Annotated in this window: 9 protein-coding genes; 2 read left to right on the top strand and 7 right to left on the bottom strand. The window is 72.9% G+C overall.

Going from position 1 to position 12,624, the window contains the following annotated elements; genetic code table 11:
- The 4 genes from RIF68_RS11380 to RIF68_RS11395 form a co-directional block, all read right to left on the bottom strand.
- On the bottom strand, positions 1-1,248 hold a 1,248-nt coding region (locus tag RIF68_RS11380; protein WP_309051062.1), incomplete at its 3' end, for a nucleotidyltransferase domain-containing protein.
- A gap of 171 nt (positions 1,249-1,419) precedes the next feature.
- Positions 1,420-1,758, bottom strand: coding sequence for a P-II family nitrogen regulator (locus RIF68_RS11385; RefSeq protein ID WP_030117734.1), 339 nt, complete (start codon positions 1,756-1,758; stop codon positions 1,420-1,422).
- Positions 1,755-3,107 (bottom strand): ammonium transporter, encoded by a 1,353-nt coding sequence (locus tag RIF68_RS11390; protein WP_309051063.1) that lies wholly within the window; start codon positions 3,105-3,107, stop codon positions 1,755-1,757. Before RIF68_RS11390 ends, RIF68_RS11385 begins: the two co-directional genes overlap by 4 nt.
- 443 nt (positions 3,108-3,550) lie before the next feature.
- Positions 3,551-5,026 (bottom strand): hypothetical protein, encoded by a 1,476-nt coding sequence (locus tag RIF68_RS11395; RefSeq protein ID WP_309051068.1) that lies wholly within the window; start codon positions 5,024-5,026, stop codon positions 3,551-3,553.
- A gap of 428 nt (positions 5,027-5,454) precedes the next feature.
- Between RIF68_RS11395 and RIF68_RS11400 the strand changes: the two genes are divergently transcribed.
- On the top strand, positions 5,455-6,108 hold the full coding sequence (locus RIF68_RS11400) for a bifunctional DNA primase/polymerase (protein WP_309051064.1): 654 nt from the start codon (positions 5,455-5,457) through the stop codon (positions 6,106-6,108).
- 161 nt (positions 6,109-6,269) lie between these two features.
- On the opposite strand, the gene ftsY is transcribed toward RIF68_RS11400, so the two are convergent.
- On the bottom strand, positions 6,270-7,496 hold the full coding sequence (ftsY, locus tag RIF68_RS11405; protein WP_309051069.1) for a signal recognition particle-docking protein FtsY: 1,227 nt from the start codon (positions 7,494-7,496) through the stop codon (positions 6,270-6,272).
- A 92-nt stretch (positions 7,497-7,588) separates the two neighbouring features.
- Between ftsY and RIF68_RS11410 the strand changes: the two genes are divergently transcribed.
- Positions 7,589-9,052: a cytosine permease gene (locus RIF68_RS11410; RefSeq protein WP_309051065.1), complete on the top strand. Its 1,464-nt coding sequence runs from the start codon at positions 7,589-7,591 to the stop codon at positions 9,050-9,052.
- A gap of 98 nt (positions 9,053-9,150) precedes the next feature.
- Here RIF68_RS11410 and RIF68_RS11415 read toward each other — a convergent pair whose 3' ends face one another.
- Both RIF68_RS11415 and RIF68_RS11420 read right to left on the bottom strand, forming a co-directional pair.
- On the bottom strand, positions 9,151-10,584 hold the full coding sequence (locus tag RIF68_RS11415; RefSeq protein WP_309051066.1) for a sugar porter family MFS transporter: 1,434 nt from the start codon (positions 10,582-10,584) through the stop codon (positions 9,151-9,153).
- Positions 10,585-10,774: 190 nt separating this feature from the next.
- Positions 10,775-12,624 (bottom strand): AAA family ATPase (locus RIF68_RS11420; RefSeq protein WP_309051067.1); only part of this gene is annotated, 1,850 nt, incomplete at its 5' end.

Here is a 12,624-nt window from a genome sequence, read left to right on the forward strand (position 1 = left end):
GAGGCGGGTGACGAGTCCCTCGGCCTCCAGCGCCTCCCAGACGGGCACGGCGGGCGGCCCGGCGCCGAGGAGGGTGACGAGTTCCTCGCGGGCCTCGGCGGGCCACGGCACGGGGAGCGGGCCGGCGGTGGCGGCGAGGTGGCGTACGGCGTGCGGGGAGAGCGGCAGTCCGGACTGGGCGGCCGCGGCGGCGGCGCGCAGCGGCAGCACCGGGTCGCGTTCGGGGCGGGCGGTGCGGGCGAGGACGGCCTCGCCGTCCATCTCGACGACGCCCTCGGCGAGGGGGGTGCGTTCGGCGGGCGGTTTCCCGGCCGTGGAGCGGCCGCCGAAGACGGCCCGGAGGCGGGGGCGGGCGGTGCGTGCCTTGAGGACCCGGCCGACCGCGCGCCAGGTGACGTCGGAGGCGTACGCGATGGTGCCGGCGGCCTCGTACACCTCGCGGAGCAGGGTGTCGGCGTCGAGGAGGCCGAGGGTGCGGGCGACGGCGTCCTGTTCCTGGAGGGCGAGCCGGTCGGTGGCGCGGCCGGTGGCGAGGTGGAGGGCGTCGCGGGCGTCGAGGAGGCGGCGGCGGGCGGCGTCGAGGCCGTCGCGGGGGGCGTCGGCGAGCCAGGAGGCGGCGACGGCGCGGAGGGCCTGGGCGTCGCGCAGGCCGCCGCGGGCCTCCTTGAGGTCGGGTTCGAGGAGGAAGCGGAGTTCGCCGGAGCGTTCGGCGCGTTCGCGGCAGAGCGTGGCGAGTTCCGGCAGGCGGCGGGTGGCCTGGTCGCGCCAGTCGGCGAGGACGGTGGTGCGCAGGGCGGTGACGAGCGCGGTGTCGCCGGCGAGGGGGCGCGCGTCGAGGAGGCCGAGGTGGACCTTGAGGTCGCCGGCGGCGGTGGCGCGGGCCTCGGCGGGGGTGCGGACGGAGTGGTCGAGGGCGATGCCGAGGTCCCAGACGGGGTACCAGACGCGGTCGGCGAGGGCGGCGACGGCGGCCTTGTCGGCGGTGCCGTCGTGGAGCAGGAGGAGATCGAGGTCGCTGCGCGGGGAGAGTTCCCCGCGGCCGTACCCGCCGACCGCGACGAGGGCGGTGCCGGGGGGCGGGGCGGCGGCGGCGAAGAGGCCGGTGAGCCAGTCGTCGGTGAGGCGGGCGAGCGCCGCGCGGCGCGGCGGGCCCGGCCGCTCCTTCTCCGAGAGGAGGAGTTGCCGGGCCGCCGCGTACCGGCCGGGTCCCGGGTCGTCGGTCTGCGTGCGCGTGTCGGGGTTCGTCACCCGGCGGCTCCCGTCCGTGTGTGCCGTGCCTCGGTCCAGGCGGTGCGGCGGCCCCGTGCGGTGGCTCCGCCGCGGTGCGGCGGTCCCGTGCCGTGGCCGGTCCCGTGCGGGGCGGTCCGCCCGCCCGCCCGTTTGTCGTGCGCGTGACCGCGCGAGGGGTGCGCGTGCGCCCTACAGGGCGTCGGGTCCGCGTTCGCCGGTGCGGACGCGGACGGCCGTGTCGACCGGGACGCTCCACACCTTGCCGTCTCCGATCTTGCCGGTGCGCGCGGCCTTCACGACGACCTCGATGAGCTGTTCGGCGTCCTCGTCCTCCACCAGGACCTCGATACGGATCTTGGGGACGAGGTCGACGGTGTACTCGGCGCCGCGGTAGACCTCGGTGTGGCCGCGCTGGCGTCCGTATCCGCTGGCCTCGGTGACGGTGAGGCCGTGGACCCCGAAGGCCTGGAGGGCCTCCTTGATCTCGTCCAGCCGGTGCGGCTTGACGACCGCGGTGATGAGCTTCATGCGTCCACCTTCTTGTTCTGCGTGACGGCCGGGGCGGGTGCGGCGGTGGCGGTGGTGCGCGGGGCGGTGCCGCCGCCCGCGCCGCTGAAGTCGTAGGCGGTCTCGGCGTGCTCGACCTGGTCGATGCCGGAGACCTCGTCGTCCTCGCTGACCCGCATCCCCATCGTCCTGTCGATGACGAGGGCGAGGACGGCGGAGACGATCAGGGAGTAGGCGAGGACGGCGAGGACGCCGACGGCCTGCTTGCCGAGCTGTTCGAAGCCGCCACCGTAGAAGAGGCCCTTGGCGTCGGACTGGACGCCGCCGGTGGCGAAGAAGCCGACGAGGAGGGAGCCGATGACGCCGCCGACGAGGTGGACGCCGATGACGTCGAGGGAGTCGTCGTAGCCGAGCTTGTACTTGAGGCCGACGGCCATGGCGCAGACCAGGCCGGCGACGGCGCCGATGGCGATCGCGCCGAGCGGGGAGCAGGAGCCGCCCGCGGGGGTGATGGCGACGAGGCCGGCGACGGCGCCGGAGGCGGCGCCGAGGGTGGTGAAGGCGCCGTGGCGGAGCTTCTCGTAGGCGAGCCAGGCGAGCATGGCGGCGGCGGTGGCGACCTGGGTGTTGACGAACATGACGGCGCCGACGCCGTCGTCGTTGCCGAGCCAGGAGCCGGCGTTGAAGCCGAACCAGCCGAACCAGAGCAGGCCGGCGCCGAGCATGACGAGCGGCAGGCTGTGCGGGCGCATCGGGTCCTTCTTGAAGCCGACGCGCTTGCCGATGACGAGGATGACGCCGAGGGCGGCGGCGCCCGCGTTGATGTGGACGGCGGTGCCGCCGGCGAAGTCGATGACGCCCATCTCGAACAGCCAGCCGCCGGCGCCCCAGACCCAGTGGGCGACGGGGAAGTAGACGACGGTGGCCCAGAGGGCGACGAAGAGGGCCCAGGCGGTGAACTTGACCCGGTCGGCGAGGGCGCCGCTGATGAGCGCCGGGGTGAGGACGGCGAACATCAGCTGGAAGACGGCGAAGACGTAGACCGGGATGGTGTAGCCGTCCCAGAGTTCGGTGACGCCGATGCCGCTGAGGCCGAGGTACTCCGGGGACCAGCCGATGACGGAGCCGATGTCGGTGCCGAAGGCGATGCCGAAGCCGTAGAGCACCCACAGGACGGTGACGATCCCGAGGCTGATGAAGCTCATCATCAGCATGTTCAGGGTGGATTTGACGCGGACCATGCCTCCGTAGAAGAAGGCGAGCGCCGGGGTCATCAGCATGACCAGGGCGGAGCAGATGAGCATGAACCCGGTGTTGGCGGCGGACAGCGCGGGGGCGTCCGCTGCCAGGGTCGTGACGGCTGGTGCCATCGGCGTCTCCTCGTCGTCGGGGCGGCCTGTGCGGGGCGGGGCCGGGGGGCGGCCGGCCGTGAGGGTGGCCGGTTATGGGCCCTGAGGTTGGCGCAGCGCGGTTTCGGCCGATGCCACCCGATGTTTCGGAGCGGTGACGAAGGGGTGGGGCGTGTTACGCGGCCGTGAACGCCTGGGTCACGGCGAGGTCACGGGCGTACCCTGCGCGCGGCAGGCCGGTGCGGGACGTCCGGCGGGGTCGTACGGCGGCTCTCGTACGGGGGCGGGGCGGCCGGATCCGGCGGCACCGGGCGCGGGGGCGGCGCCTGCCGATGCGCGTCCCCGTACCCGGGACGCGGACCGGCCGCGCCCTGGTCCGTGTGTCCTGTGCGGCGGGGGAGCCGAGTCGGGCAGTACGGGACGCGGGGCGCGGCCGGGGTCGGTGGGGCTCGCGGGGAGCGGGGTCAGACCGCTTCGGCGGCCTCGGGCAGGAGCTGGGTGAGGCGGTCGGTGAGCTGGACGACTTCGGCGACGTCGCCGAAGTCGCGCGCGGCGGTGTCCACGGTCTTGCGGAGCCGGTTGTTGACCCGCTCGGAGCGGATGCTCTTGGCGACGCCGAGGGCCTTCTCGGCGAGGACCACGGACTGCTCGGGCTCGCGCTTGAGGAGGTGGACGGTGGCCATGCCGATGAGGTTGAGGGCGTAGGACCGCTGGTGGCCGGGGTCCTTCTCGAAGAGTTCGACGGCCCGCTCCATCACGGGTTCCGCGAGGGAGGCGTACGTCGGGGAGCGCCCGGCGACGTAGGCGAGGTCGCGGTAGGAGTGGGAGTTCTCGCCGTTGAGCTCCGCCTCGGTGAAGAAGGCGATCCAGTCGGGCTCCGGTTCGCCGTCGAGGCCCACGTCGGCGAAGGTGTCCTCGGCCATGCGGACGGCCCGCTTGCACTTGGACGGCTGGCCCATGTTGGCGTAGGCGCGTGCCTCCATCGCGTACAGCATGGCCTGGGTGCGGGGGGTGGCGCAGTCACGGCTGCCGTACTGGGCGAGGTGGATGAGTTCGAGGGCGTCGTCGGGCCTGCCGAGGTGGATCATCTGGCGGCTCATGGAGGAGAGGATGTACGAGCCGAGGGGCTTGTCGCCGGCTTCCTTGGCGGCGTGCAGGGCGAGCACGAAGTACTTCTGGGCGGTGGGCTGGAGACCCACGTCGTAGCTCATCCAGCCGGCGAGTTCGGCGAGTTCGGCGGCGCAGCGGAAGAGGCGCCGGGCGGTGGCGGCCGGCTGGGGTTCCTGGAGGAGGTCGGTGACCTCGTGGAGCTGTCCGACGACGGCCTTGCGGCGCAGTCCGCCGCCGCACTGGGCGTCCCAGGTGCGGAACATGGCGGTGGTGGACTCGAGCAGGTCGAGTTCGATGTCGGAGAGCCGGTGGGGCCGGTGCGCGTCGGGCGCGGGCGCGGGGCGGCCGGGGTCGCCCGCCGGGGTGGGGACGAGCCAGCGCTGCATGGGCTCGATGAGGGCCGGGCCGGCGGCGAGCGAGAGCGAGGAACCGAGGAAGCCGCGGCGGGCGAGCATGAGGTCGCTGCGGGAGAACTCGCTGAGCAGGGCGACGGTCTGGGGGCCGGCCCAGGGCAGGTCGACGCCGGAGACGGACGGGGACTGGTGGGCGGTGCGCAGCCCGAGGTCCTCGACGGCGACGACCGAGCCGAAGCGTTCGGAGAAGAGTTCGGACAGGATGCGCGGGATGGGTTCGCGGGGCTGTTCGCCGTCGAGCCAGCGGCGCACGCGGGAGGTGTCGGTGGAGATGTGGTGGGCGCCCATCTGGCGGGCCCTGCGGTTGACCTGACGCGCCAGTTCGCCCTTCGACCAGCCGCTGCGCACGAACCAGGAGCCCAGCCGCTCGTTCGGGCGCTTGCCGGCAGTCGTACCGTCCGCGCCGTTGCCGCCCACGGGAACGCCCCCATCCACTTGATCGTCTGTCATGCGAAGCCTTACCAGAATGCCGCGTCCCACGGCATCCGTCCGGCGTTCTCACTCCTTCGGGCGGGAAACCGGCTTGCCTCCGGCATACCCGCCTCGCACGCGCCTTCCTGCCTCCGAGTACCGAAAGTAATCCTACGATCACCCCTCCAGTGAGGCCGTGCCAAGAAACGCCACCATTCGCCACCCCTTCGAATGAACTCGCCGGGCGGGTAAAGCGATTCACTTGACATGCGACGAACCGGAGTCGGCGGACAGGAGCGCGCCGAGGCGCGTGTCGTGGTCCGCACCACCCCGTACGCGCCGCCGCGCCGTCTTCGAAGCGACAGAGGGTGACGGCCCGTGACGGGTGCGCTCCGGGTCGTAACCACCGGCGCTTTGGACCCGTTGGAGGGGGCATGGGCTTCACGATCGGCGGCATCCGCGAGATGCGGACCGGCTCACGCCGCCGCGTACGCACCTCGGAGTGCACAGCGGTGGCCGAGTACACCGGACTCTGGGGCTGGGACGTCGTTCCCGGCGCGCGGGCGTCCTCCGGCCGGTGCTCCTGCGGCGACGGGGACTGCACGGCTCCGGGGGCGCACCCGCTGTCCTTCGCCGAGCCGGTGCCGGCCGGCGCGGCGCTGGAGGACGCGACCAAGGCGTGGTCCGCGTACCCGGGGGCGGCGCTGATGCTGCCGGTCGGGCGGGCCTTCGACGTGATCGAGGTCGCGGAGGCGGCGGGGCGGCGGGCGCTGGTGCGCCTGGAGCGCATGGGGCTGCCGCTGGGGCCGGTCTGCGCGACCCCCACGGGACGGGCCCAGTTCTTCGTGGCGCCGGGGGCGGCGGCCGAGCTGCCGCGCCTGCTGTACCGGATGGGCTGGGACGACGCGGAGCTGGACCTGCACGGGCTGGGTCCGGGGCGGTACATCACCGCTCCCCCGTCGGACCGGGGCGGGCTCGGTCCGGTGCGCTGGCTGCGGCCGCCGACGCTGGACACGGCCGGTGCGCCGCCGCAGGCGCGGCTGCTGCTCGGCACCCTGGCGTACATCTGCCACCGCACCCACCGCTGAGCACGGCCGGCGCTCCCGGGGACGGACCTGGAAGGGCCCCCGCCACGACGTGGCGGGGGCCCTTTCGCGCGAGTCCTTCGCGGTCCTCTCGGAGCGGCCCTCCGGCGCGGGCCCTTCCCGTGGCTCGGCCCGGGGGCGCGCCCCCGGGCCGGTCGCCGGTGTCAGTCCCCGATCAGGGCGTCGACGAAGGCGCCCGGCTCGAAGGGGGCCAGGTCGTCCGCGCCCTCCCCCAGGCCGACCAGCTTGACCGGGACGCCCAGCTCGCGCTGGACGGCGATGACGATGCCGCCCTTGGCGGTGCCGTCGAGCTTGGTCAGGACGATGCCGGTGATGTCGACGACCTCGGCGAAGACGCGGGCCTGGATGAGGCCGTTCTGGCCGGTGGTGGCGTCGAGGACGAGGAGGACCTCGTCGAGCGGGCCGTGCTTCTCGACGACGCGCTTGACCTTGCCGAGCTCGTCCATGAGACCGGTCTTGGTGTGGAGGCGGCCGGCGGTGTCGATGAGGACGACGTCGGCCTTCTCCGCGATGCCCTCCTTGACCGCGTCGTACGCGATGGAGGCCGGGTCGCCGCCCTCGGGGCCGCGGATGGTGCGGGCGCCGACGCGCTCGCCCCAGGTCTGGAGCTGGTCGGCCGCGGCGGCGCGGAAGGTGTCGGCGGCGCCGAGGACGACGGACTTGCCGTCGGCGACGAGGACGCGGGCGAGCTTGCCGGTGGTGGTGGTCTTGCCGGTGCCGTTGACGCCGACGACCATCACGACACCGGGGACGTCCGCGGCGCTCTCGGTGTGCACGGTCCGGTCGAGGTCGGGGCCGAGGAGCGTGATCAGCTCCTCGCGCAGCAGGCCGCGCAGCTCCTCCGGGGTGCGGGTGCCGAGCACCTTGACGCGCGCGCGCAGGCGCTCGACCAGTTCCTGGGTGGGGGCGACGCCGACGTCGGCGGTCAGCAGGGTCTCCTCGATCTCCTCCCAGGTGTCCTCGTCCAGGTGCTCGCGCGACAGCAGCGTGAGCAGTCCCTTGCCGAGCGAGTTCTGGGAGCGGGCGAGGCGGGCCCGGAGCCGTACGAGACGGCCGGCGGTGGGTTCGGGGACCTCGATCTCGGGAGCCGGGGGCTCGGCGACGACGGGGTCCTCGACGGCGGCCGGCGTCTCGACGGCCTCCTCGGCGGTGGGAAGGCCGACCTCCTCGACGGTGCGGCGCGGTTCTTCCCGCGGCGTCTCCGCCTCGTCGCCGACGTGCGGCTCGGCGGGCGGAGCGGTGAGGGGCGGCGTGGTGGACGGCGGCTCGGCCGGCGGCAGCTGCTTCTTCTTGCGGCCGCTGATCACGAGCCCGCTGGTCACGGCGACCGCGACCACGGCGATGACGACGGCAAGGATGAGGATTTCGATTCCCATAACCTGTCCAGTATCGGCCACGACGGCCTCTTCGGCGGAGCACGTACGCTGGGTGGGTTCCCCCCACCTCTGCACGGAGTACCCCCATGCCCCACGCCTCCGACGCCGAAGGCGCCTCCACCGACAAGGCCCTGGAGACCCGCGGTCTCGAACCGGTCCCCGACGACGAGCGCACCGGCCGGGTCCGCGGACTCTTCCCGACCTGGGTCGCGGCCAACATCAGTGTGCTGCTGCTCACGATGGGTGCCGGCCTGATCGTCTTCAACGGCCTGAACTTCTGGCAGGTGCTGGTCGTGGCCGCCGCCGCGCCCGTCCTGTCGTACGGGATCGTCGGCCTCATCTCGATCGCCGGAAAGCGCGGTGGAGCCCCCGGCATGGCGCTGTCGCGGGCCGTGTTCGGTCAGCGCGGAAACCTTTTTCCCGGAGCGCTGATCTGGGTGGCCCGCTGGGGCTGGGAGACGATCAACGCGGTGACCGGCGCCTACGCGGTGCTGACCGTCCTGGACCTGCTGTTCGGTGTGAAGTCCAACACCTTCCTCATCGTGGTGACCCTGCTGGCCTTTGTCACCTGCACCTTCCTCGTCTCGGGCCTGGGCATCAACGCGCTGCGGGTGTGCAGCACCTGGTCGACGTACCTCTTCGGCGCGTTCTCCGTGCTGGTCCTGGTGCACCTGGTGGCGAACACCGACTGGGCGGCGGTCTTCGACAAGCCGGCCGGTTCGACGGCGATGATGATCGCGGGCATCGGCACGATCGCGGCCGGCGGCATCAGCTGGGTGCCCTCCGGCCCCGACTTCACCCGCTACCTGCCCCGGACGGCGTCCTCGAAGGCGATGGTCGCCTCGACGGTCGGCGGCGCCGGGATCGTGGTGCTGCCGATGGTGCTGATGGGCGCGGTGATGGCGGTCGCCACGCCGGACCTGGCCTCGGCGCAGGATCCGGTCTCCTTCATCGGCGAGCTGCTGCCGGCCTGGATCTCGGTGCCGTACCTGCTGATCGCCCTGATCGGCATGCTGCTGATCAACTCGATGTCGATGTACTCGGCCGGGTTCACGGCGCAGACGCTCGGCATCAAGGTGTCGCGGGCGGCGGCGGTGAGTGTGAACGCGGTGATCAGCCTCGTCTTCGGCTTCCTGCTGATGGTGGTGGCGACCAGCTTCATCGGCTCGTTCATCTCCTTCCTCACGCTGCTCGCGGTGGCCTTCTCGGCGTGGATCGGCGTCTTCGGCGTGGACATGCTGCGCCGGAGGTCGTACGACGCGGAGGCGCTGATGGACACGGGGCGGACCAGTGGCTACTGGTACCGGGGCGGTTTCGCCTGGCAGGCGATGACGGCCTGGGGCGTGGCGCTGCTGGTCGGGCTGCTGTTCACGAAGGTCGACTGGTTCTCCGGTCCGCTGGCCTCGTCGTGGATCGGCGAGAACGGTCTGGGCTGGGCGGCGACGATCGTGGTGGCCGGTGCGCTGTACGCGGTGCTGCCCAGGACGGTCGCCGGGGAGCCGGCCGCGGTGGAGGAGTCCACCGGCGAGCGCGCGGCCGCGTCCGTCTGACGGCGGGCGGCGGTGACCGCCGGTGGCATGACACTGCCCCGGTCCGTGGTGTGAACCGCGGGCCGGGGCAGTCGTCGTGAGGAGAGGGGCAGCGGGGTTTAGCCCATCTCCTCCAACGCCTTGCCCTTGGTCTCCTTGACGTACCGGAGCACGAAGGGGATCGAGAGCACGGCGAAGACCGTGTAGATGATGTAGGTGCCGGACAGGTTCCAGTCGGCGAGGGACGGGAAGCTGGCGGTGATGGCCCAGTTGGCGATCCACTGGGCGGAGGCGGCGACGCCGAGGGCGGCGGCGCGGATGCGGTTGGGGAACATCTCGCCGAGGAAGACCCAGACCACGACACCCCACGAGAGGGCGAAGAAGAGGACGAAGACGTGGGCGGCGACGAGCGCCACGACGCCCTGCGTCTCGGGGAGCTTGCCGTCGACGAGGTCGGCGGAGAAGGCCCAGGCCTCGAAGGCGAGGGCGATCGCCATGCCGGCGGAGCCGACGAGGGCGAGCGGCCTGCGGCCGACCCGGTCGACCAGGACCATCGCGATCACGGTGCCGACGATGTTGATGATCGACGTGGTGAACGAGTAGAAGAACGAGCCGGACGGGTCGATGCCCACGGACTGCCAGAGGGTCGCCGAGTAGTAGAAGGCGACGTTGATGCCGACGAGCTGCTGGAAGACGGAGAGGCCGATGCCGACCCAGACGATGGGCAGCAGCTTGAACCGGGCGCCGACCGCGAACAGGTCCCTGAAGGTGGACTTGTGCTCGCTGCGCATGGCCCGCTCGATCTCGGCGACGCGGCGGTCGAGGTCGACTCCGTGGCCCTCGACCTCGGCGAGGACCTCCTTGGCCCGGTCCTTGCGGCCGACGGAGATGAGGAAGCGCGGCGACTCGGGGATGGCGAAGGAGAGCAGCCCGTAGAGGAGGGCGGGGACGACCATCACGCCGAGCATCCACTGCCAGGCCTCCAGGCCGCCGATCTTGCCGCGCTGGTCGCCGTCGGCGAGCTGGAGGATGCCGTAGTTGACCAGCTGGGAGATGGCGATGCCGATGACGATCGCGGCCTGCTGGAAGGAGCCGAGACGGCCGCGGTAGGCGGCGGGGGCGACCTCGGCGATGTAGGCGGGGCCGATCACCGAGGCCATGCCGATGGCGAAGCCGCCGACGATCCGCCAGAAGGCGAGGTCCCAGAGGGCGAAGGGGAGCGCCGAGCCGACGGCGCTGACGGAGAAGAGGACGGCGGCGATCTGCATGCAGCGGATGCGGCCGATGCGGTCGGCGATGCGCCCGGCGGTGGCGGCGCCGATGGCGCAGCCGATGAGGGCGATCGCGATGACCTGCGCGAGGGTTCCGGAGCCTATGTCGTAGCGGTCACGGATGGCCTCGACCGCGCCGTTGATGACGGAGCTGTCGTAGCCGAAGAGGAAACCGCCCATCGCGGCCGAGGCCGTGATGAAGATGACGTGGCCGAGGTGGTCCGGATGGGCCGCCCGGCCTTCGGACGGCGGCGGCGTGGGCGCCTGCGCGGTGCTGGTCACATGGACTCCTCGGTGGGGGGATAGCCCTTCCAGTGGCGCACAACTTCACGCCGCCCACCACATGAAGGTAAAAGCAACGTTGCAGAGACTATGCCTTCAAGTTTCGAAGTCAAGAGGAGGTGCCCTACCAGTTTGGCGCAGCAGAAACGGGGTAGGCGTTCAAGTCTTGAAGAGGCGAGAGGCTCGGTGCTCAGCGGAGACGCTGGCTGATGACCTTCGACACGCCGTCGCCCTGCATGGACACGCCGTACAGCGCGTCGGCGATCTCCATCGTCCGCTTCTGGTGGGTGATCACGATCAGCTGCGAGGATTCCTGGAGCTCCCGCATGATCCCGATCAGCCGCTGGAGGTTGGTGTCGTCGAGCGCGGCCTCGACCTCGTCCATCACGTAGAACGGGCTGGGCCGGGCCTTGAAGATCGACACGAGGAGCGCCACGGCGGTCAGCGAGCGCTCGCCGCCGGAGAGCAGCGAGAGCCGCTTGACCTTCTTGCCCGGCGGGCGGGCCTCCACGTCGACGCCGGTGGTGAGCATGTTCTCCGGGTCGGTGAGGATCAGCCGGCCCTCGCCGCCGGGAAAGAGGCGCGCGAAGACCCCTTCGAACTCGCGGGCCGTGTCCCGGTACGCCTCGGTGAACACCTGCTCGACCCGCAGGTCGACCTCCTTCACGACCTGAAGCAGGTCGGCGCGGGTCTTCTTCAGGTCCTCCAGCTGCTCGGAGAGGAACTGGTGCCGGGCCTCCAGGGCGGCGAACTCCTCCAGGGCCAGCGGGTTGACCTTGCCGAGCTGCTGGTAGGCGCGCTCGGCGGTTCTCAGCCGCTTCTCCTGCTCCGAACGGTCGAACGGCCTCGGCCGGTTGCGCGGATGGCCGGGGTCCTCGGGCAAGGTCTCGCCGTCGGCGGGCGGGGACGGCGGGACGGGCTGGTCGGGGCCGTACTCGGCGGCCAGGGCCGTCGCCTCGACCCCGAAGTCCTCCAGGGCCTTCGCCTCCAGCTGCTCGATCCGCAGGCGCTTCTCGGCGCCCAGGACCTCGCCCCGGTGGACGGAGTCGGTGAGCTTGTCGAGCGCGGCCTTCAGCTCACGGCCCCGGGCGCGGGCCGTGGTGAGCTCCCGCTCGCGCTCGGCGCGCGCGGCGCGGGCCGCCTCGCGCTCCCGTTCCGCCCGGTCCAGCGAGGCCTCGGCGTGGGCGAGCAGCGTACGGGCCCCGGCGGCGACGGCACCGGCGACGCGGGCCTCGTGGCGCAGCCTGGCCCGGCGCCGCTCGGCGCGGGCGCGGGCCTCCCGCTCGGCCCGGGCGGCGCGGTCGAGGGAGTCGGCGCGTCCGGTGAGGGCCTTCACGCGCTCCTCGTGGGTGCGGACCTGGAGCCGGGCCTCCATCTCGGCCTGGCGTGCCTGGGAGCCGTCGGCGGCGAGCCGGTCGCGCACGGAGGTGTCGGGCTCCTCCTCCACGGGGGTCTCCTCGGCCACGAGGAGCCGTTCGGCCAGCTCCTCGGCCTCGGCGGTGGCGCGGTCCAGGGCCTCCTGGGCGCGGGTGACGGCGGCGGCCGTCCGCTCGGCCTCCCCGGCGGCGGCGCGGGCCTGTCCGGCGAGCCGGCCGAGGGCCTGGGCGACGGAGGACTTCTCCCGTTCGGCGGTCCGGCGGCGGGCGTCGAGCTCCTCGACGAGCGCCGTGGCGGCCCGGCGGCGCTCCTCGGCCGCGCGCACGGCGGCGGCCGACTCCTCGCAGCGGGCGGTGAGTTCGGCGAGTTCGGCGGCGGCCTCGTCGACGGCGGCCCGCACTTCGAGGAGGCTGGGCGCGGCGGCGGAGCCGCCCTGGGCGTAGTGGGCGCCGAGCAGGTCGCCCTCGGCGGTGACCGCGGTCAGGGCGGGGTGCGTACGGACGATGTCGACGGCCTCGTCGAGGGAGCCGACGACGACGGTCCGGTCGAGCAGCCGCCGCAGGGCGCCGAGGAGATCGTCGGGGCCGGTGACGAGCCGTACGGCGGGGACGGCGTGGCCGGGGAGCGCGGGCGCGCCGGACTCGTCGGCGGGGGCGGGCCGTT

This window comes from Streptomyces sp. (genome assembly GCF_031178505.1).
Classification (GTDB): domain Bacteria; phylum Actinomycetota; class Actinomycetes; order Streptomycetales; family Streptomycetaceae; genus Streptomyces; species Streptomyces gulbargensis.